This window comes from Bradyrhizobium algeriense, from assembly GCF_036924595.1.
Lineage (GTDB): Bacteria > Pseudomonadota > Alphaproteobacteria > Rhizobiales > Xanthobacteraceae > Bradyrhizobium > Bradyrhizobium algeriense.
Genome location: NZ_JAZHRV010000001.1, coordinates 5,408,828 through 5,430,313 on the forward strand (window position 1 = coordinate 5,408,828; position 21,486 = coordinate 5,430,313).

Consider the following 21,486-nt stretch of genomic DNA (forward strand, 5'->3'; position numbering starts at 1 on the left):
CCATGAGTTACGGCATCGCGTTCACCCCCCTCGTTCCGTCCATCGTGCTGTGGATCGCGCTGGCCGCGATCGTCGCGATCTCGGTGCTATTGCTGCTCGGGCGCTCGCGCGGTGCCGCCGTGCGCGTCGCGGCGCTGGCGCTGATCCTGCTGGCGCTCGCCAATCCCTCCTTCACCCGCGAAGACCGCGAGCCTCTGTCGTCTGTCGCTGCCGTCGTGATCGACAAGAGCCCGAGTCAGAACTTTGGCACCCGCAACCAGGAGACCGCCAAGGCGCAGGAGGCGCTGGTCGATACGCTGAAGAAGATCAAGGGGCTGGAAGTGCGCGTCGTCGAGGCCGGACAGGCCGACGGCGAAACCGACGGAACCAAACTGTTCGGCGCGCTGTCATCGGCGCTGTCGGACGTTCCCGTCGACCGCGTCGCCGGCGCGTTTTTGATCACGGATGGCCGGGTGCACGACATTCCGGCCAACGCCGCGGCCCTCGGCTTCCAGGCGCCGGTGCACGCGCTCGTCACCGGACGCAAGGACGAGCGCGATCGCCGTGTCGCGATTTCGGCCGCGCCGCGGTTCGGCATCGTCGGACAGCCCCAGACCATCACCTACCGGCTCGACGACCAGGGCGTCACCGGCCAGCGCGCCAGGGTCGTGGTGCGCCGCGACGGCGAAGTAATCAGCGAGCGCACGCTCCTGAGCGGCCAGACCTCCAATGTCGAGGTCGACATCAAGCATGCCGGGTCGAACATCGTCGAGATCGAAGCCTCGCCGCTCGAGAACGAGCTGACGCTGGTCAATAACCGCGCCGTGGTCGCGATCGAAGGCGTGCGCGACAAGCTCCGCGTGCTGCTGGTATCAGGCGAGCCGCATTCCGGCGAACGCACCTGGCGCAATCTGCTGAAGTCGGACGCCAGCATCGACCTCGTGCATTTCACGATTCTGCGCCCGCCGGAGAAGCAGGACGGCACGCCGATCAACGAATTGTCGCTGATCGCGTTTCCGACGCGCGAATTGTTCCAGCAGAAGATCAACGAATTCCAGTTGATCATCTTCGACCGCTACGCCCGCCAGGGCGTGCTGCCGATCGCCTATTTCGACAATATCGCGCGCTATGTCCGCGCCGGCGGCGCGGTGCTGGTGTCGGCCGGCCCCGACTATGCCTCCACCACCAGCATCTGGCGCACGCCCCTGGATACGGTGTTGCCGGCAGAGCCGGTCGGCGTCACTGAAAAACCGTTCTATGCGCATCTGAGCGACGCCGGTAAGCGCCATCCGGTGACGCGCGGCCTCGAAGGCTCCGCCAGCGAGCCGCCGCGCTGGAGCCGATTCTTCCGCACCGTGGATACCCGCAACGCGATCGGCGCGCCCGTGATGACCGGCGCCGACGGCAAGCCGCTGCTGTTGCTGTCGCGCTTCGGCGAAGGCCGCGTCGCGCTTCTCTTGTCAGACCACATCTGGTTGTGGGCGCGCGGCTATGAAGGCGGCGGGCCGCATCTGGATCTGCTGCGACGAACGTCGCACTGGCTGATGAAGCAGCCTGATCTGGACGAAGAGGCGCTGCGCCTGCAGATCCAGGGCAAGGACCTCGTGGTGCTGCGCCAGACCATGGCCGACAACGTGCCGCCGGTGACCGTGACGTCACCGAGCGGCGCCACCAAGGAACTCACGCTGACCGCAAGCGAGCCCGGCACCTGGCGCTCCACCCTCCCCGCCAACGAACTCGGGCTGTGGCAGGCAACCGATGGCGCGCTGAAAGCCCTGATCAATGTCGGACCGACCAACCCGAAGGAATTTTCAGAGGTCACCTCGACCACCGAGATGCTGAAACCGCTGGCGCAGGCGACCGGCGGCGACGCCCGCCGCGTGGCCGACGGCACCAGCGTCGACCTGCCCCGCGTCGTGCCGGTGCGCGCCTCCGGCATCTTCCACGGCGACGGCTGGATGGGCGTGAAGATGCGCGACGCCAGCGTCGTCAAGGGCGTTGGCGTGCTGCCGATGTTCGCCGGCCTGGTCGGGCTGTTGCTGCTGCTCGGCGCCTTCGCGGCGACCTGGGTGCGTGAGGGGCGTTGAGCTCAACGCCGATAATTCAGTCTTATTGCGGGGAACCTTATGCTGCCTCGTCGGCGCGCAGCCATTTGGGGAACGGATCGGCCAACCCAGCCCATTCCCCGATGTGCATTCCCGGTTTACCCGGGACAAGACACCCATCGAGGCGTGCCTTGATCGCGTGCTCGTCCATGCCGGTGCCGATGAAGACGATCTCCTGTCGGCGATCGCCATAGACTTCGTTCCAGTTCTTTTTGAGCGATTTCCGCCAGAATGGATCGTCGGGCCATCGGTCAGCGGGCACATTGGCCCACCAAAACCCGAGGCCTTCGGTGCGGACGATCGCACCTGCCTGACTTAACTCACCGAGCCATTGTGGACGCGTCGCGATCCAGAAATGTCCCTTCGCCCGGATGACTCCGGTCCAGCTTTCGCGCAGGAATTGATGGAATTTCGTGGGCTCGAATGGTCGGCGCGCGCGGTAGACGAAGCTGCTGACGCCGTACTGCTCGGTCTCCGGTGTGTGATCGCCGAAGCCATACAATTCCTTGAACCAGAGCGGATGTTGTTGCGCCCGCGCGAAATCGAAGCGACCCGTATCGAGGATGCGCTCGAAGGGAGCCTTGGCGAAATCAGTCTCCACGATATCGGCGGCCGGGTTGAGCGCGCGGATGATTTTGCGCGCCGCGTCCAATTGGCCGGCGGACGCATCGTTGATCTTGTTTAGCACAATGACGTCGGCGAATTCGATCTGCTCCACCAGCAGGTCCACCATCGTTCGCTTGTCATCGACACCGAGCGATTCGCCGCGATCTCTGATGAAATCGGTCGAGGCATAGTCCCGCAACAAGTTGACGGCATCGACCACCGTCACCATGGTGTCGAGCACTGCCACGTCGGAAAGACTGTCGCCCTCTTCGGTTCGGAAATCGAACGTCGCGGCAACCGGCAGCGGCTCCGAAATGCCCGTCGATTCAATCAGAAGATAGTCGTATTTGCCGCCCTCAGCGAGCATTCGGACTTCCTTCAACAGATCGTCACGCAGCGTGCAGCAAATGCACCCATTCGTCATCTCGACCAGTTTTTCATCCGTCCGGGAAAGATTCGCACCGCCATCGCGCACCAGGTCGGCATCGATATTCACCTCGCTCATGTCGTTCACAATCACCGCCACCTTCAGGCCCTGGCGATTGTTGAGCACGTGATTCAGCAAAGTTGTCTTTCCAGCCCCTAGGAAGCCGGACAAGACGGTGACGGGGAGTTTTCGCATGGAGATCAAACAACCTGTGCAGTGCGCGGAATCCCGAACGAGAGCGGGGAAGCATCGCGGGGCTCCGACTGATGTTATGTTATAACATTACATCTTGGATGGCCAACCTTGTCAATCGGGAAAAATCTCTCGCGAGAATACTCTTGTCATGCTGAAGGCTCGGGGGCCTGCATCCGTTGCAGTAATCACACAGCGTTTGGGGATTCGTCCGAACGCACGTGCACCGCGTTGACATCGCGATGCCCCTCCCGTGTTATAATATTACATTGGGACGGCCGAGAGACTCGGTCGCCCCGGGGCAAGGCGTGCGTCATTGTGAAATGGTTTCGAACCAACGTCAGAACTGGCGCGCGGCTGGCGCTGTTCGCGCTCGCGACCCAGTTTGCGCTGTCGTTCGGGCATTGCCACGGGGCCGCCGCCGCGCAGAACGTCCAGATCGGTCTCTCGGATGCCGGTCTTACCTACGCCGCGGACCACACCGCGCTTGATGCGGCCAGCGACACGGTTCAGCAGCAGCCCTCCAATCACGATAACGACCGACACCCGGCCGACGCCTGCGCAATCTGCGCCGTCGTTTCGCTTGCCAACAATTTCCTGTTCGCCACGCCACCGCTGCTGGAGCTGCCGCAGGCAGTCAAGCTTCTGCACCTGACCACCGGCGCCGAGTTCGCGCATCTCGGCTCGCTTCATCCCGCATTCCGGTCCCGCGCGCCTCCCGTCTCCTGACCTCGATTGATTGATACACTCCCCAAAGGGATCGCCGCGCCACGCGGCTGATCCACCGAGGGAAAATCGGAATCGATCCGTCGCACATCGACGGAATCAGGATCGGGACAATGACATTCAAGAAGAAACGAGCGTTCCATTTCGGTGGAGCAAGCTGGCTATTGCTATGCGCGATGGCCGACGGCGCGCTGGCACAGGACGCAGCGCCATCCTCATCGACACAACTACCTGAAATCACCGTGACGGCGCCGAGCCCGATTGTGCGGCGGCGAGCCGTTGTGCCTTCGCGCACGCCGGTGCGCGTCGCCCGCACCGCGCCCGGCCAAAACCGGCAACGCGCGGCAGAACCGCAAGCCGCACCTGTCGCGGCCGCACCCCAGCAGGGCGTGCTCCCCATCGTCACCGATCAATTTGCGACGGTCACAGTGGTGCCGAACGAGGAGATCCGCCGCCAAGGCACCGCCCAGCTTGGCGATCTCCTGTTCTCGAAGCCCGGCATTACCGGCTCCACCTTCGCGCCCGGTGCCGCGAGCCGGCCGATCATCCGGGGCCTCGACGTCAATCGCGTCGGCATCCTCGAGAACGGCACCAACGCTGGCGGCGCCTCGGATCTCGGCGAAGACCATTTCGTGCCGGTCGATCCACTGGCGACAAACCAGGTCGAAGTTATCCGCGGTCCGGCGGCGATGCGCTACGGATCGACATCGATCGGCGGCGTCGTCAGCGCAACCAACAATCGCATCCCGGACGCCCTGCCAACATGCGCGGCCGCACCGTTCCAGACCTACGGACTGCCGGCGAAAGCGCCGCTCGCAAGCGTGGGACCGCCTTCCTGCGTCACGGTCGAAACCCGAACGGCCGTCAATTCGGTCGCTCGCGGTGTCGATGGCGGCATCCTGATCGATGCCGGCGGTGGCAATTTCGCTGTTCATGCCGACGCCTATGGCCGCAAGGCCAGCGATTACAGCATTCCGGGCTATCCGTATTTGTTCGACCAGACCCGCCCGGTCAACGGCCGGCAGCCGAATTCGGCGATGCAGGCGGCTGGTGCATCGATTGGCGGCTCCTACATCTTCGATGGCGGATTTATCGGCGCGGCGATCACGCAGAACGACACGCTCTATCGGATTCCCGGCATCGACGGCGCCGATCACCAGACCCGCATCGACGCGCGCCAAACCAAATTCACGGCCAAGGGCGAATACCGGCCCGATGCAGCGGCGATCGATGCCGTCAGATTCTGGGCGGGCGCGACCAACTACAAGCACGACGAGATCGGACTGGCCGATCCCGCCGACCTCTCGTCCCTCGGCGTGCGGCAGAGCTTCACGAACAAGGAGCAGGAAGGGCGCGTCGAGGTGCAGATGGCCCCGTTCAACGCGCGGTTTGCCGCCGTCACGACAGCATTCGGCCTTCAGGCCGGCCATCAGGAACTGACGGCGCCGAGTCCGGACGATCCAACCAGCCCGCTCAACGGGTTGTTTGATCCTAACAAGAATAACAGGGTCGCCGGCTACGTCTTCAACGAGTTCAAGTTCTCTGACTCAACCAAGGCGCAGATCGCCGGCCGTATCGAGCATGTCAGTCTCAGCGGAACAACGCCGGCATTCATTCCGGAGCTGTTCGACCTCAACGTCGACCCTGCGGCCATTGGTCCTGCCACACCGCGCAACCTGAACTTCACGCCGAAAAGTGTGAGCGTCGGTCTGCTCCAGGATTTGCCATGGGGTCTTGTCGCAAGTATTACCGCCCAATACGTCGAGCGCGCGCCCAAGCCGGCCGAACTGTTTTCACGCGGCGCGCACGATGCGACCGCCACGTTCGATATCGGCAATCCCAATCTCGGCATCGAAACCGCCAAATCGATCGAGATCGGATTACGACGCGCGACCGGACCATTGAGGTTCGAAGCAACCGCTTACTACACCAAGTTCAATGGTTTCATTTACCGCCGTCTCACAGGCAATACCTGCGAAGATGTCGCTTGCGTCGGTCCCGCGGACCCGGCTTTTCCGCTCGAGCTGAACCAGGCGATCTATTCGCAGCGCGACGCCACCTTCCGTGGCGGCGAATTCCAGAGCCAGTTGGACGTCGGGCCGCTCTACGGCGGCATCTGGGGCGTCGAGAACCAGTTCGATGTGGTGCGCGCGACCTTCAACGATGGCACCAATGTTCCGCGAATTCCGCCGGTGCGAGTCGGCGGCGGCCTGTTCTGGCGCGATGCCAATTGGCTGACGCGGATCAACCTGCTGCACGCCTTCGCTCAGAACGACACCGCCCCGATCGGCGAGACGCCAACCGCAGGCTACAACCTGTTGAAGGCGGAGGTCAGCTACAAGACCAAGCTCGATCCTTCCTGGTTCGGCGCACGCGAGATGATGGTCGGCCTCGTCGGCAACAACCTGTTGAACGAGAACATCCGCAATTCGACTTCCTTCAACAAGGACCAGGTCTTGCTGCCGGGCATCGGCGTGCGCGCGTTTGCCAATCTGAAGTTCTAGGTCAGGCGCTGACGGGTGGCGTTGGCTGGTGGTACCAGCTAACGTCGGCATGGATGGCGGTGGATACCGGATTATCGCACCGTTGAAGGATATGCCTTGCCCGATGCGAGTTGACGAACACGGATAGATGCCCTCGCCGATCAACATTCCCGTCTACAGCGATGCCCTCGTCCTGCTCGGCACTGCGGGCATCGTCATTCCATTGGTGCGCCGGTTCGGCTTCAATCCCGTCCTCGGCTATCTCGTAGCGGGCGCGATCCTCGGTCCCCTGGGGCTTGGTACGTTTATCGGCCAATTCCCGTTCCTGTACTGGTTCACCGTGGTTGACGCCAAGAACGTCGCCGGTATCGCCGAGCTCGGCGTCGTGTTCCTGCTGTTCCTGATCGGCCTGGAACTGTCCTATGAGCGGTTGAAGACGATGCGCCGCCTGGTTTTCGGACTGGGCAGCCTGCAGATCGTGTTCTCCGCAGCCGCCATCGGCGCAGCCGTGATCCTTGCGGGCGGCAAACCGCCGGTGCCGCTCATCATCGGTGCCTGCCTGGCGCTGTCGTCGACCGCCATCGTCGTCGAGGTGCTTTCCAGGCAGGGACGGCTGACCACGACCGCTGGCCGCGCCAGCTTCGCGATCCTGCTGGCGCAGGACCTGGCGGTGGCGCCGCTCCTGCTGTTCATCTCGATTTTCGGCACCGGCGAATCCGGTTCGGTTGCCGGCACACTCGCGCTGGCGCTCGCCAACGCCGCCATCGCGCTCGGCGTGATCGTCGTCGCCGGCCGCGTGGTGATGCGGCCGCTGTTCCGTCTGGTCGCATCCGTGGGCATGAGCGACCTGTTCGTGGCCACCACGCTGTTCGTGATCGTCGCAGCCGGGGTGGCCGCCGCCGCGGCCGGCTTCTCGATGGCGCTTGGCGCCTTCATCGCCGGCCTGCTGCTCGCCGAGACCGAATTCCGCAAGGCGATCGAGACGGCCATCGATCCTTTCAAGGGACTCCTGCTGGGCCTGTTCTTTTTTACGGTCGGCATGAACATCGACTTCCGCGAGCTTGCCCGCGATCCCGTTTGGCTGCTTGGAAGCGCCGCCGCGCTCGTTGCCGTGAAATCCATTATCCTCATCGCCCTTGCCCGGCTGTTTCGCCTTTCCTGGCGAGCGTCCATCGAAACCGGCCTCCTGCTCGGCCCGGGCGGCGAGTTCGCCTTCGTCGCGATCGGCATGGCGACGACGCTTGGCCTAATCGATGCCAAGGTGTCGAGCTTCACGGTCGCGCTGACGTCGCTGACCATGCTGCTCATTCCTGCGCTTGCCCATGTGGCGCGGCGGCTGGCGCCAATGATACGCGAAGACAAGCCGCTCGATCCCGAACTGACCGTTGCACCAAGCGGAGGCGCCAACCATGCCATCGTGATCGGACATGGCCGGGTGGGACAGGTCGTCTGCTCCATGCTCGATCGGCACAAATTCCAGTACATTGCCGTCGATAATGACGCCGCAGCCGTACCGGAGCAGCGTCGGCAGGGACGCACCGTTTATTACGGTGATGCGACCAATCCGGAGTTTTTGAAGAGCTGCGGCCTCATGGAGGCCGCTGCGGTCATCGTCACCATCGGCGAAGCCAAGGGCATCGACGAAATCGTAGCCCAGGTCCGCGCGCTCAGGGCAGATATGCTGGTGGTGTCGCGCGCCCGCGACGCGGAGCATGCGCGGCATCTCTATCAGATCGGCGTCACCGACGCCGTGCCGGAGACCATCGAAGCAAGCTTGTTGTTGTCAGAAGCAGCCCTGATCGGCCTCGGCATGGCAATGGGGCTGGTCGTCGCGTCCATCCACGAAAAGCGCGAGGAATTCCGGCACGAATTGCAGCAGGCCGCGGGAGGTACCCGGCCTGCCGGAGAGACGGCCGGCGTCAAACGAAAGCCGCCGCGCTGACCTGAGAACGCCCCCGCCGATGCGCTACGCTACCGCGCCTTGTTCCAGTCCGGCCGGATATCGCCGGAGACACCGTCGAAGGCGCCCTCGACCAGTTCCGCCACCAGGAGGCGGCTGTAATCGACGGGGCCCGGCATGATCACGCGTCCCTTCGGCACCACCTTGAAGCCGACGCGACTGTAATAGGGCTCGTCGCCGACCAGGATGACCAGGCGATGGCCCTTGGCCTTGGCGTCCCGCAGCGAGCGATCGAGCAGCATGCGGCCGACGCCGCGCTTTCGGAACGGCGGCTCGACCGTCAACGGCCCGAGCATCAGCGCCGGCGTGTCGCCGATGCAGATCGGCAATTGCCGTACCGAGCCGACCAGCAATGTGCCGATCCGCGCCGTGAACGACAACTCAAGCAGGTGATCGACATGCTCGCGCAGGCGGTAGGCGCTCAGCACGAAACGGCCAGGACCGAATGTGCGCTCGTGCAGGCGTTCGATCGCTTGCGCGTCCTTTGGAGTTTCAGCCAGTATGGTGACGTCAAGTTCGCTCATGATGGGGCGCGGGATAGCATCTGGCGGCGGCGCGGTCCATTGCCGGCGGCGGCAATCCCCGTATTGCCTTAATCCCTTTTGATGGCCGGCTGGGACAGGTAGGCCAGCAGCTTCATCTCCCGGCGGCCGCGCGTCACCGTGTCCAGCACCAGCCCCGAAGATACCGACAGCACCGCCACGATCATCAGACCCATCGACAGCACGGCTGTCGGCAGCCGCGGCACGACACCTTCCTCGAGAAAGGTGACGACCACGGGGATCGCGAGGCCGATCGAGATCAGCATCAGGAAGATGCCGATGACCGTGAAAAATCGCAGCGGCTTTTCCGACCGGTACAGCTTCAGGATGGTGCCGAGAATCCGGAAACCGTCGCGCCAGGTGTTCAGCTTGCTGAACGAGCCCTCGGGGCGGGCATAATAAGGCGTCTCGATCTCCACCACCGGCAGCGCCAGTTCGAGCGCGTGCACACTGAGCTCGGTTTCGATCTCGAAACCGTCTGACAGCACCGGAAAGGATTTGACGAAGCGGCGCGAGAACACGCGGTAGCCCGAAAGGATATCCTTGAACGCCTGGCCGAACACCGTGGAAAGGAAGCTCGTCAGCATCCAGTTGCCGGTGCGGTGGCCGGGCCGGTAGGCGGCGACCGACTGATCGATGCGAAAGCCCACCACCATGTCGAGGTGGTCGTTGACCAGCGCATCGATCATGCGCGGTGCGCTCTGCGCGTCATAGGTCGCGTCGCCATCGACCAGCACATAGACGTCGGCATCGACATCGGCGAACATGCGGCGCACCACATGCCCCTTGCCCTGGCGGCGCTCGCTGCGCACGATAGCGCCGGCTCCGCGCGCCACCTCGACGGTGCGGTCCCTGGAATTATTGTCGTAGACGAAAATCTCAGCCGTCGGCAGCGCCTTGCGGAAGTCGGAGACCACGGTGGCGACCGCGGCTTCCTCATTGAAGCACGGCACCAGAACCGCAATCCGCAGCGCAGGTCCCGTCATCGCACGCTCACCGAATTAAATCCGTCCATGGCGCGTCATACCGCAATCAGGCGTTGGCCGGTTGAGGGAAGGCCGCACCTTCGGCGGCCCGTTCGCCGCGCAGATCGAGCGTTGCGAACAGCAAAGTCCAGAGCGAGACCATGTCGATCGGAATGATATAATATGGCGTAAATATCGGATGGGTCATGAAGAAAATCGCGTTCACGGCGATGTTTGCCGCGACCAGAATTGCAACGCGTTTGGCGCGCCCCTGATCGAAGCGCCACAGCCAGGCAGTCCATGCGGCGGATATCGCCAGCAAGGTAAACTGCACGTCAACGAGATAGCTTAACAGGACACTTGTACTCAGCTCCGGCGGCACGGCGTCGACGCTGCCATAGGTCGTCGCAAACGGACTTCCCGCATTGATCGCATTCGCAATCAGCGTCGGAGCCATTCCGAGCACGAACGCGACGCCGAATAAGAGTCCTTGCAGGAATGTGTCCCTGCTCCGCGCCAGCGCGAAGGCGCCAGCAAGGTAGAGGCAGTACCCCGCCGCTAGAAACACGTTGGGCAAGCGGAAATTGACGGAGAGCCCGATCAGCAGCCCGACCAGCGCCAGCAAGACCAGCCGGCGCCGCGGCCCGTCGATGAAGATCTTCGCCGTTAGAAAACCGGCCAGCGCGCATACAATCATGGTCGGCGCCATCGAATAGCTGGCCTTGGTCGGATTGATCATCAGATAGATCGCGCAGTCGCCGAACGCGGCAACCAGTATCAGCCGGTAAAGCGTAGACGCATAGGTCATGGCGAGAAGCGAAAAACCAACTGCGACGATCGACGTTAATACGTAGAGCGGGGCCACCCGAAATCCAGCAGGAAACAGCGAGAGGACAAAGCCGGTCCCCGGCGGATACTGCAGCACATGCTTGTCCACCGCCGGAATGAAGGGGTGGCAGGGAGCACGCTTCACGTCATGCCATTCCGCGTAGCCGATCGCCTTCAGGCCGTTCTTGAGGTAATGATCGTCATCGAAGGTGACGTCGGTATCGATGCCGCGGAGCCCGAACCTCTCGAACAGATGCGCCTGCCGCAAGTAGCAGATGTCGTCATAGACGCCGCGGCTCTCGCTCCAGCGCGAAATGTTCCAGACGTTGCTGGCCAGCACCACCAGGAAGCCGATGGCGCAAAGCAACTTCAGGATCCCCATCCTGCCCATGTCGAACCCCGCCCCGTTTCTCCGCTTCCATTCGTTGCAGGCGCGGCAAGCAACCAGGCTGACGTCACCGCCACGTCGCGATCGGCGCCACGCCGTCAAGTACCTCCGCGATTCGCAGGCGCGTGCCCCTGGTCGTCTCGGCCGGCAGCGCACCCGCCGCATAGAACCCGCACTCGACGATCTCGTAGTTGGGCTCCGGCAAGCGGTCTTGCCGGAATTGCCTGACTATATAGACCGCAACATGGTCGCGGCGCGACACGTGGGCGTTGAGGAACAGGCCGTGTAAAACCGGCTCCCCGGTCAGTTCGATCCGCCCCTCTTCCGCTAATTCCCGCCGCAGGGCTTCGAGAAAGGTTTCGCCGACCTCAACCCCGCCGCCCGGCAGGTGCCAGCCGGCGACATAGCTGTGCCTGACCAGGAACACCTTGTCGCCGTCGAGCACGACGCCGCGGACCCCGAGCGTCATGCCGCGGGCCATCCGCCAATAGAGGTGGAAGGCCCGCCGCAATTGCGGTTCGAGACGTTTTCGCAAGTGCTGCAGCGCCGTCACGCAAACCTCGGATGGACAGCTATCACGTTTGATCCTTATATCGCCGGTATGATCGTGCGACGGCTCTATATCACAGCGGGTGCGGCGGAGCGCGGATGACCGATACCTTCACGCTGGCGCATCTGTCCGATCCGCATCTGCCGCCCCTGCCCAAGGCGCAGCTTCGCGATCTCGCGGGAAAGCGTGCGCTGGGCTATCTCAACTGGACCCGCAACCGCCATAAATATCACCGCCGCGAGGTGCTGGACGCGCTGGTCGCCGACATGCAGGCGCAGCGGCCGGACCACGTCGCGGTGACCGGCGATCTCGTCAACCTGGCGCTAGAGGCCGAATTCACCCCGGCCCAGGCCTGGCTCGAAAGCGTCGGCACGCCGGAGGATGTCACCATCGTGCCCGGCAATCACGACGCCTATGTGTGGGCAACGCGGCATCATTTCGCCGGCACGTTCGACAAATATGTGCGCGGTGATGCCGAGGCGGACGACACGCGGTTTCCATTCGTGCGGCGACGCGGCCCGCTGGCGCTGATCGGGGTGTCCTCGGCGGTGCCGACGCTGCCATTGATGGCAACCGGCCGGCTCGGCCGCGCGCAGCTCGATGCGCTCGATCGCCATCTGGCGCAGATGTCCGCCGATGACGCGTTCCGGGTGCTGCTGGTGCATCATCCCCTGCAGTCGAGTTCGCGGATGAAGCGGCTGACCGATTCGAAGGCTCTCCGTGCGGTATTGAAGCGGCACGGCGTGGAGTTGGTCCTGCACGGGCACGATCACATCCATTCGACGATGTGGCTCGAAGGCGCCGATCGCCAGATTCCCGCGGTCGGTGTGCCGTCGGCGTCGGCGCTGGCACACCGGCATTATCCGGCCGCGGCGTATAATCTGTTTTCGATCACGCGCGACGGCAACCAATGGCGCTGCGTGCAGACCGTGCGCGCCATCGACGCCGACTTCCGCGTCAAGCAGATCAAGCAGGCGACGCTGCTCTAGCGAAATCTTCAATCCCCGCCGCCGCAGCCGCCGCCCCCGTCGCCTCCACCACCGCCGTCTCCGCCGCTATCACCGCTTGCGTCGCTGCCGGTATCGCCAAACCCGTCCGAGCTACCGTCGAACGACGTATCTGCGAAATCGCCACCACAATACGCCGCACCGCTGCCGTTCTTGCGCAGCTCTTCGCAGTCGGGGTGATAGACGAACCCGTTTGCAATATTGAGTTTGCTGTCGAGCGCAAACAACAGCGGCAGGCGCGTCGGACGGACCGGATCGATGTTCTCGTACTTGCAGCAATACCACCAGACACGGCGCAGGCCTTCGTTGCTCTTGCGATGCTCGCTGAGGACGACGGCGGGGGTGTGGTGGAGGAAGCCGCCGAAGGCGCGGCGGCAGAACGCGTCGTAGTCGCGCGTGTACAGGATGAATTCGTGCCAGAGGTCGTCGGCGACTTGCGAGGGCATCGAGACGTGGCGCTTGCCGCTCATCAGATAGGCAAGGAAAAACTGCCGGAGGCCGCGCGAGACCAGCGCGCTGTCCTTGCGCGCAAAGCCGGGATGATGCTTCTCCAGCCGCTCGAGCAGCCCGCGCGGCCAGTGAAAGGTGCGGATGAATTCGGCGCGGCGCAGCGTGCGCCACTTGCCGTACAGCCAGGAGGTTCCGAACAGCGCGCCGACAAGCAGGGCGAACAACGGTATGGATGAAGCGGCTGCCACGATGCCCCCGAATGCCTGAGCCGCCAACTCTGGCTAGATATTCTTCAAGCTCGCATACAGCGCCAGTCCAAACAGCGCCACCGCGCCCAACAGGAAGCCGAGCACGAACATGCCGAAGCCGCGGCGGCGCGGCTTTTTTTCCACGGCCGGCTCAGCCGCCTTCGTTACCATCATCGCATGTTCGCGCTCGATCATGCGGCGCGCGACATAGCCGGTGACGGCATCGACGATGACGGGAACGTCATGCGACTCGGCGATCACGATGCGGCCGAAGCGCGTGTCCTGCACGAAGCGGTAGATGCGCTTGTCGCGCCCCATCACCACATGCGCCACCACATCGATCCACAGCCGCGGCGTCTCGCCCTGGCTGACGCCGCGATCGAACAGGTCGATCTGCTCGGGCACCTCGGCAAACAGCGGATCGAGCGCCTCGTTCAGGATCTCGAGCCGGGCGACTTCGGCATCGCGCAGTTCGACCACGACGCCGGTGCGATCGGCAGCCTCGATGCGGGCCATGCGGAGCGCATCGCGCAGCCGCGTCGGTCTCATGTCGCGGGCTTCGTTGCCGGTGTTTTGCGCGTTTGACATCGGTTGCCGCCTTTATCCTGAGGAAGTAAGCCCGGTTAACCTATCAGTAACTATGTTGCGCGCAATGGCTGTTTGTTTGCAATAGCTTAGCGGTCCACCGGGTTCTGAGTGTGCGGCGGGAACCTCTCCGCGGTGCCCTGGAATACGCAAACGGCCCCACCCGGTTTTCCGGATGGGGCCGCTTGTCCTTGGGCCGTTTCCCTAGATCTTGTTGGCAGCAGGCGCTTTAGGCCGAGACGCGCGACGGCTCTTCCACGATGGAGAAGCGTACGCCGGCCTTGTGGCGGTTCTCCTCCGAAACGACGCGCCAGGCGTCCTCGGCTTCCTTGCGGGTCTTGAACGGACCCTGAACCTGGGCCGAGCCTTCCACGAGCTTGTGGAAGTTCATCGAGCCGAACTCACCGCCGATCACCCAGAAATTGCTGCCTTTGGTCATTGTCAGTCTCCTTCCAGCGTTAGTCGAACTGGTTCATCGTGTTGTGGGCGCCGCCCGCCTTCAGGGCCGCCTCGCCGGCGAAATATCCCTTGTGATCATCGCCAATGTCGGAGCCGGCCATGTTCTGATGCTTTGCACAGGCGATGCTCTGCCGGATTTCCTGGCGTTGAACGTTCTTCACGTACCCGAGCATACCCTGTTCGCCGAAGTATTCCTTCGCGAGATTGTCGGTCGACAGAGCCGCCGTGTGATAGGTCGGCAGCGTGATCAGGTGGTGGAAGATGCCCGCGCGCTTGGCTGAATCGGCCTGGAAGGTGCGGATGCGCTCGTCGGCTTCGATCGCCAGCGGCGTGCCGTCGTATTCCGCCTTCATCAGCTCGGCGCGATTGTACTTGCTGACATCCTTGCCGGCCTCCTTCATCGCATCGTAGACCTGCCAACGGAAGTTGAGCGTCCAGTTGAACGACGGCGAGTTGTTGTAAGCCAGCTTCGCGTTCGGGATCACCTCGCGAACACGGTCGACCATCTTGGCGATCTGCTCGATATGCGGCTTCTCGGTCTCGATCCACAGCAGGTCGGCGCCGTTCTGCAGCGAGGTGATGCAGTCAAGCACGCAGCGGTCCTCGCCGGTGCCGGCGCGGAATTGATAGAGGTTGCTGGCAAGCCGCTTCGGACGCATCATCTTGCCGTTCCGGTTGATGATGACGTCACCATTCCTGGCGTTGGCGGCCGTCACCTCTTCGCAATCCAGGAAGCTGTTGTACTGGTCACCGATGTCGCCCGGCTTGTGGCTCACGGCGATCTGCTGCGTGAGACCGGCGCCGAGCGAGTCGGTGCGGGTCACGATGATGCCGTCTTCGACGCCGAGTTCGAGGAAGGCGTGGCGGCAGGCACGAATTTTCGCCAGGAACACTTCGTGCGGCACAGTCACCTTGCCGTCCTGATGGCCGCACTGCTTTTCGTCGGAGACCTGATTTTCGATCTGCAGGGCGCACGCACCTGCTTCGATCATCTTCTTTGCGAGCAGATAGGTTGCCTCCGCATTGCCGAAGCCGGCATCGATATCGGCGATCACGGGCACGACATGGGTCTGGAAGGTGTCGATTTTTTCGATCAGCGCCTTTTCCTTCGCCTTGTCGCCTGCCTTGCGGGCCGCGTCGAGGCCACGGAAAATGTCGTTGAGCTCACGGGAGTCCGCCTGACGCAGGAAGGTGTAGAGCTCTTCAATCAGCGCCGGCACAGACGTTTTCTCGTGCATCGACTGATCGGGAAGCGGTCCGAACTCGGAGCGCAGTGCTGCGATCATCCAGCCGGAGAGGTACAGATAGCAGCGATCGGTCGTGCCGAAATGCTTCTTCACCGAAATCAGCTTCTGCTGGGCGATGAAGCCGTGCCAGCAGCCGAGCGACTGGGTGTATTTTGTGGTGTCCGCATCATAGGCGGCCATATCGCTGCGCATCAGCGCCGCGGTGTACCGGGCGACGTCCAGGCCGGTCTTGAAGCGGTTCTGCAGACGCATGCGCGCCACGGCTTCGGCGGTGACGCCATCCCAGGTCGGCTTGGTCTTGAGGAGCGCCTCAGCAGCGCCAATCTCGCTCAGATAGGAAGCCGGTCCCTGGATAGCCGGATCACTGATCCCACGTGGCTGGTAGTTCATGTGCGTAATCCTTTCGGTGACGACAGATCTGCAGCGCTTGTCTTCGCCGCTTCTCTAATCGACATTCTTGACAGTGCATTGCGAAACGTTCCGAGAGCTAAACGCTAAACTTCCCAATTCGTATAGATAGCTTGCTTTTGAATGGTGATGTCATGTAACATATGAACTTGTCATAGATGTCACTTTGTAAATTTTGTCACAAATAGGTCAGGGAATCTGCCATGGCCACCGACTCCGGAAAGAAGCTTTTCGTCGGCCCCCGTTTCCGGCGCATACGCCAGCAGCTTGGGCTGTCGCAGACCCAGATCGCCGAGGGGCTGGGCATTTCTCCGAGCTATATCAACCTGATAGAGCGCAACCAGCGGCCGGTGACGGCGCAGATCCTGCTCCGGCTGGCGGAGACCTATGACCTCGATCTGCGCGATCTCGCCACCGCCGACGAGGACCGGTTCTTTGCCGAACTGAACGAGATCTTCTCCGATCCGCTGTTCCGCCAGATCGACCTGCCGAAGCAGGAACTGCGCGACCTGGCCGAATTGTGCCCCGGTGTGACGCATTCCCTGCAGCGCCTGTATGCCGCCTATACCGAGGCCCGCCGCGGCGAGACGCTGGTCGCAGCGCAGATGGCCGACCGCGACGAGGGCACCCGCTTCGAGGCCAACCCGATCGAGCGCGTCCGCGACCTGATCGAGGCCAACCGCAATTATTTTCCGGAACTCGAACAGGCCGCGGAAAACCTGCGCGACGAACTCAACGCTTCCGCCGAGGAACTGTTCGCCGCGCTTTCGGCGCGGCTGCGCGAAAAGCACTCGATCGTTACCCGCATCATGCCGGTTGACGTGATGCGCGAGACGCTGCGGCGGTTCGACCGCCATCGCCGGCAATTGCTGATCTCCGAACTGGTCGATGGCTCGGGCCGTGCGTTCCAGCTTGCGCTGCAGATTGGCCTGGCCGAATGCGGCGCGGCCATCGACGCCATCGTCAACCGCGCCGGCCCGCTCGACGACACACCGCGCAGGCTCTATCGCATTACGCTGGCGAATTACTTCGCCGCCGCCGTGATGATGCCCTACCAGCCGTTCCACGCCGCGGCGGAAAACCTGAACTACGACGTCCATGTGCTGGCGCAGCGTTTCAATGCCGGCTTCGAGCAAGTGTGCCATCGCCTGACCACGCTGCAGCGGCCGAACGCGCGCGGCGTGCCGTTCTTCCTGTTGCGCGTCGACAATGCCGGCAATGTCTCGAAACGGTTTTCTTCCGGCACGTTTCCGTTCTCGAAATTCGGCGGCACCTGCCCGCTGTGGAACGTGCATTCGACCTTCGACACGCCGGACCGCCTGCTCAAGCAGGTGATCGAACTGCCCGACGGCACGCGCTATTTTTCGATCGCGCAAATGGTGCGCCGTCCCGTGGCGCCGCACCCGCAACCGCAGCCGCGCTTTGCGATTGGTCTCGGTTGCGAAATCCGCCATGCGGCCAAACTCGTCTATGCCGCCGGGATGGATCTGGAGAAGGCCGAGGGCACGCCGATCGGCGTCAACTGCCGGCTCTGCGAACGCGAAAACTGCAGCCAGCGCGCCGAGCCGCCGATCACGCGGACGCTGATTTTGGACGAGAATACGCGGCGGGTGTCGTCGTTCGCGTTCTCGAATGCGCGGGAGTTGTGAGGGCCTGTCTCTTTCCCCACGTCGTCCCTGCGAACGCACTAGGGTTTCTACACGTCTGGCGCGACAGATTGACTCGGTGGGTCATGATGTTATCCCGCGTTTGCGGTTTGTATGATTCTGTTTCTGACGCTTTGATTCGAAGGAGCGTCGGAGATGGAGCACGAGCCGGATTTGTCACTGGGTGAGTTTGGCGACGTTCGCCTCGATAAAAGGGGGCGGCGTTTGTGCAGGCTATGCTTTGCACGCGCAGTGTCTGCTTGCGCCGGATGGCGCAGGGTGACTGGGCCGCGTACATGGCGTACTGGCGGTTCGTGAACAATCCGCAAGTCACGACCGATCGACTGATTGAAGGCTGGAGCAGGCAGACGGCGACCGTGGTCGGCGGGCGTCATGTGCTGGCGATCCAGGACACCAGCGAGGTCAAGTTTCAGACGCGGCAGGGATGTCGGCGTGGACTGGGCAAAGTCGGCAAAGGCAATGCCCGCGGCGTGTTGCTGCATGCCATGATAGCGGTCGATGCCGACAGCGGGGCCTGTCTCGGTCTCACCGGCGGCAAGGTGTGGACGCGCAGGGGCAAAGTTAAGACCCCTCACGACGAGCGGGAGTTGGCCAACAAGGAGTCGGCGCGCTGGGTTACGACGGCTGAGCAGGGCTGCGAGGTTCTGGCTGCGGCGCGCATGATCACCGTCATCAATGACCGTGAAGGGGAGTTCTTTGCGCACTGGGCGCTGACGCCCGGCGACAACGTCCACCTGCTGACGCGGGCTATGCATGATCATGCGCTGGCCGACGGCGGAACCCTTTATCAAGCGGTGGAGCGAGTTCGCTTCTGCGACAAGGCGGTGATCGATCTGCCGCAGCGGATGGATCGCCACGGTCGCCAAGCCCATCTCTCGCTGCGCTTTGGAACCGTCGTGCTTAAGCGGCCGGCGCGACCCGGCGTGAAGGAACTGCCTGAAGGCGTCAAAGTCAGCTTCGTGGAAGTCGTCGAGTTGCACCCCCCGAAGGGGGCTGAGCCCGTTCATTGGCTGCTCTTGACCACTCATTCGATCGCCAATGCGGCCGATGCTTGGCGGATCGTCTCCTGGTACAAGCAGCGCTGGATCATCGAACAGCTCTTTCGCTCGTTGAAGAACCAGGGCTTGCGAATCGAGGACAGTCAGCTCGAAAGCGCCGAGGCCCTGATCAAGCTCGTGACGATCGCTACTAAAGCGGCATGTATCGTCATTCAACTCGTTCAGGCCCGCAATGGTGGCGAACAATTGTCGGTCAAATGCGCCTTCACCCCCGAAGAAATCGAAGCACTTGCCGCCATCAACAAAACCATGAAAGGCAGGACCGAGCTTCAGAAGAACCCGCATCGCCCCCACACGCTTCAGTGGGCGGCATGGATCATCGCCAAGCTCGGCGGATGGACCGGCTACGCCTCGCATCGGCCACCCGGACCAATCACATTTCACAACGGAATGGCTCGCTTCCAAATCATCGTCGCTGCCAGAGCCATCGAAAATGTGTAGAAACGCTAGTGCGAACGCAGGGACCCATACGCCGCGGCCATTATTGTTGAAAAACGACCGAACGATGAGCGAGCAAAATTCTGCTCCCGCCGCGCTCTCCTCGGAGACGAATTCGTCTTGCCTCCGTCGCCGGCGAATTGACGGCTCGCATCGCCCGGTTGGGCTTTGCAAACCTCCGCCGACTTGACACCAGCCACGGGTGCCAGGACCACACGGTTTTGCCGTACGCAACTGCGCCGTTCGTCTGGCGCGCGCCGATCGCTCACGGGAAACCCGCCCTGCGATCCGCATCGCGCGTCCGGCGCTTTCGCATCCACCGCAGCCCGGCCCAACGGGCCGCTGGGTGGGTTAGCGGCAGCGTAAGCCACCAAACTAGAAAGCACGCGGCGGATGATGCTGTCGCCAGTCCGGCATGCGACCTGCGCCACCTCTGCACGAAATTTTCGGCGCGAAGATGAAGGACTGTTCATCAGCATTACATCGCGGGTCGGTCCATCGGGAAAAACCGGAACATCGCTGCATCCAGGGCGTTGCATTTCGTCCAACGACACGAAGGAGAGGACAATGCTGAAACCACTGATTGCGGCGACCGCCGCCCTGCTGGTCGCAACCTCGGCGTTTGCGCAGAGCGACAAGATGAAATCCTCGGATTCCTCTGAGTACTCGTCAGCACAGAAGAAGATGCAGAAGACGTCGGAACAGAAGATGAAGAAGAGCAAGGCTTCGACCGCGAAGGGGGCACCGGAAAGCGCACCCGGCACGACCACCGGATCGGGTGCGAAGAAGTACTAATTCTCCAACAGCACGGCCCGGCATCGATACCGGGCCGTTTCGCGTGCACGTGTCCGCAGGTTCGATCTTTCGACAGGTCTCCAGCGTCATTGGCGCAGTGCGATGCATCAAGATACCTCTCTCACCGGAAAGCCGCTGTGTCCCGCTGGTGACGATCACATTTAAAACGTGGGTATTCCGCAATTTTGCGATGGAACGGCCAAGCCGATTCGCTAGTTTGAAAGCAAGCGATTCCCAGAACTCGCGGATGGATGCAGGCCCGATGTTGCGACGCGTTAAGCTGATGAACCCGTTCGAAATCGTCCAGGACCGGGTCCCTCAGGACCGGCCGCAGCCGATCGAGCGGAAGGCCATGAACCGGGCTGCCCGTTCCACGCCGGTCTGCGCCGCCTGCGGTTCCGACGACATCATCTGCCACGCCACGGCGCAGTGGAGCAACGAGGCGCAGGAATGGCAGCTCGCCAATACCTTCAACCAGCCGGCGCACTGCAATACCTGTCAGCACGACGGCAACCTGGTGTGGCTGACGCTGAACTGAACTCGGCAACGCCGGCGGGGTAGCGCCTGGAGTAGCCCGCATGGAACGAAGCGAAATCCGGGGACTATCTCCGCGGAGCGACCTGCCCCGGATTTGCGCGGAGCCTGTCATCGGGCGCGCATTCGCGCGACCCGTTGGCTCCATCCGGGCTACGGTTCGTCCACATCAGATCTCCGCATACACTTCCAGCAGGTTTCCATCGGGATCCCTGAAGAACAGCGTGCGATGGCCGAAGGACTGGTTCGTCGGCGGTTCGAGCAGATCGACACCGTGCCGCACCAGCTCGTCGGCGCAGCGGTCGACGTCGGGCGCCTCGACCTTGAACGCGAGCTGCAGCGAAGCGCTGCCGGCGGGCGTCGGCGCATCCTCCGCCGTCCGGCCCGGCCGCGACAGCGCGAGCGTATTGCCGCCGATCTGATATTCGATCCATCCCGCCGACAGCTCGCGCGTCAGCGGAAAGCGCAGGACGCCCTCATAGAAGCGGCGCATCGCCGCCATGTCGCGCACGAAGATGACGGTGTAGTCGACGGCGCGGATTGATTGGAAGGGTGAGGTGGACGGAGGATTTTGGTTATTCACGGTTGCTCCTCCACTTGGCCCGCTATCAACGACGCGCTTATCACAACGCTAATCGTACACAAAAAAGGCTGCCCCTGAAAACAGAGTGTTGCGCCGTGGATTTGCCTGAAGGTACGTCTCTTCGGCCTGATCTTTGGCTGGCTGTTCGGTTGGCCGCTAGCCGTCTTCCGCCGCTGGATCGATCGCCAGCCGGATCGCGACCCTTCGCAGACTTCATCGCTGGAGAAATTTGGGCGGCTTATGCTCGGGGTCACCT

At 62.8% G+C, this 21,486-nt stretch carries 19 protein-coding genes; 9 read left to right on the plus strand and 10 right to left on the minus strand.

The window, feature by feature from the left end:
- Positions 1-2: 2 nt before the first annotated feature.
- On the plus strand, positions 3-2,066 hold the full coding sequence (locus tag V1286_RS26145) for a hypothetical protein (protein ID WP_334484422.1): 2,064 nt from the start codon (positions 3-5) through the stop codon (positions 2,064-2,066).
- A gap of 37 nt (positions 2,067-2,103) precedes the next feature.
- On the opposite strand, the gene zigA is transcribed toward V1286_RS26145, so the two are convergent.
- Positions 2,104-3,312 (minus strand): zinc metallochaperone GTPase ZigA, encoded by a 1,209-nt coding sequence (gene zigA, locus V1286_RS26150; RefSeq protein ID WP_334484424.1) that lies wholly within the window; start codon positions 3,310-3,312, stop codon positions 2,104-2,106.
- A 315-nt stretch (positions 3,313-3,627) separates the two neighbouring features.
- On the opposite strand from zigA, the gene V1286_RS26155 reads away from it, so the two are divergent.
- From V1286_RS26155 to V1286_RS26165, 3 genes are all read left to right on the plus strand, one after another.
- Positions 3,628-4,038 (plus strand): DUF2946 family protein, encoded by a 411-nt coding sequence (locus tag V1286_RS26155; protein WP_334484426.1) that lies wholly within the window; start codon positions 3,628-3,630, stop codon positions 4,036-4,038.
- Between the two features lie 110 nt (positions 4,039-4,148).
- The gene (locus V1286_RS26160; RefSeq protein ID WP_334484428.1) at positions 4,149-6,539 is read left to right on the plus strand and encodes a TonB-dependent receptor; all 2,391 of its coding nucleotides are present in this window, start codon (positions 4,149-4,151) and stop codon (positions 6,537-6,539) included.
- Positions 6,540-6,666: 127 nt separating this feature from the next.
- Positions 6,667-8,460, plus strand: a complete 1,794-nt coding sequence (locus V1286_RS26165; protein ID WP_334484430.1) for a cation:proton antiporter domain-containing protein — start codon at positions 6,667-6,669, stop codon at positions 8,458-8,460.
- A 29-nt stretch (positions 8,461-8,489) separates the two neighbouring features.
- On the opposite strand, the gene V1286_RS26170 is transcribed toward V1286_RS26165, so the two are convergent.
- From V1286_RS26170 to V1286_RS26185, 4 genes are all read right to left on the minus strand, one after another.
- Complete coding sequence (locus V1286_RS26170) at positions 8,490-9,002, minus strand: GNAT family N-acetyltransferase (protein ID WP_334484432.1); 513 nt, start codon at positions 9,000-9,002, stop codon at positions 8,490-8,492.
- Between the two features lie 68 nt (positions 9,003-9,070).
- Positions 9,071-10,006, minus strand: a complete 936-nt coding sequence (locus V1286_RS26175; protein ID WP_334484434.1) for a glycosyltransferase family 2 protein — start codon at positions 10,004-10,006, stop codon at positions 9,071-9,073.
- A 46-nt stretch (positions 10,007-10,052) separates the two neighbouring features.
- Entirely contained in the window at positions 10,053-11,204 is a 1,152-nt protein-coding gene (locus tag V1286_RS26180; protein WP_334484436.1) for a hypothetical protein, read from the minus strand.
- Between the two features lie 64 nt (positions 11,205-11,268).
- Entirely contained in the window at positions 11,269-11,754 is a 486-nt protein-coding gene (locus V1286_RS26185) for an NUDIX domain-containing protein (RefSeq protein WP_334484438.1), read from the minus strand.
- Between the two features lie 95 nt (positions 11,755-11,849).
- On the opposite strand from V1286_RS26185, the gene V1286_RS26190 reads away from it, so the two are divergent.
- Positions 11,850-12,740 carry a metallophosphoesterase family protein gene (locus V1286_RS26190; protein ID WP_334484440.1) on the plus strand — a complete coding sequence of 297 codons (891 nt, stop codon included), beginning with the start codon at positions 11,850-11,852 and terminating at the stop codon, positions 12,738-12,740.
- Positions 12,741-12,748: 8 nt separating this feature from the next.
- Here the strand turns inward: V1286_RS26190 and V1286_RS26195 are convergent, their stop codons facing one another.
- From V1286_RS26195 to V1286_RS26210, 4 genes are all read right to left on the minus strand, one after another.
- Entirely contained in the window at positions 12,749-13,456 is a 708-nt protein-coding gene (locus V1286_RS26195; RefSeq protein WP_244608626.1) for a glycine-rich domain-containing protein, read from the minus strand.
- A 33-nt stretch (positions 13,457-13,489) separates the two neighbouring features.
- A complete protein-coding gene (locus V1286_RS26200; RefSeq protein WP_334484442.1) occupies positions 13,490-14,044 on the minus strand; it encodes a hypothetical protein in 555 nt (184 codons plus the stop codon).
- A 226-nt stretch (positions 14,045-14,270) separates the two neighbouring features.
- Entirely contained in the window at positions 14,271-14,480 is a 210-nt protein-coding gene (locus V1286_RS26205) for a DUF4170 domain-containing protein (protein ID WP_108522535.1), read from the minus strand.
- 19 nt (positions 14,481-14,499) lie between these two features.
- Positions 14,500-16,137, minus strand: coding sequence for an isocitrate lyase (locus V1286_RS26210; RefSeq protein WP_334484443.1), 1,638 nt, complete (start codon positions 16,135-16,137; stop codon positions 14,500-14,502).
- Positions 16,138-16,358: 221 nt separating this feature from the next.
- Here V1286_RS26210 and V1286_RS26215 point away from each other — a divergent pair, with 221 nt between their 5' ends.
- From V1286_RS26215 to V1286_RS26230, 4 genes are all read left to right on the plus strand, one after another.
- Positions 16,359-17,804 (plus strand): helix-turn-helix domain-containing protein, encoded by a 1,446-nt coding sequence (locus V1286_RS26215; protein WP_334484444.1) that lies wholly within the window; start codon positions 16,359-16,361, stop codon positions 17,802-17,804.
- Between the two features lie 233 nt (positions 17,805-18,037).
- Positions 18,038-19,321 (plus strand): IS4 family transposase, encoded by a 1,284-nt coding sequence (locus tag V1286_RS26220; protein ID WP_334489483.1) that lies wholly within the window; start codon positions 18,038-18,040, stop codon positions 19,319-19,321.
- A 564-nt stretch (positions 19,322-19,885) separates the two neighbouring features.
- On the plus strand, positions 19,886-20,113 hold the full coding sequence (locus V1286_RS26225) for a hypothetical protein (RefSeq protein WP_334484445.1): 228 nt from the start codon (positions 19,886-19,888) through the stop codon (positions 20,111-20,113).
- 262 nt (positions 20,114-20,375) lie between these two features.
- The gene (locus tag V1286_RS26230; protein WP_334484446.1) at positions 20,376-20,651 is read left to right on the plus strand and encodes a hypothetical protein; all 276 of its coding nucleotides are present in this window, start codon (positions 20,376-20,378) and stop codon (positions 20,649-20,651) included.
- A gap of 165 nt (positions 20,652-20,816) precedes the next feature.
- Here the strand turns inward: V1286_RS26230 and V1286_RS26235 are convergent, their stop codons facing one another.
- On the minus strand, positions 20,817-21,230 hold the full coding sequence (locus tag V1286_RS26235; RefSeq protein WP_334484447.1) for a VOC family protein: 414 nt from the start codon (positions 21,228-21,230) through the stop codon (positions 20,817-20,819).
- Between the last annotated feature and the right edge of the window lie 256 nt (positions 21,231-21,486).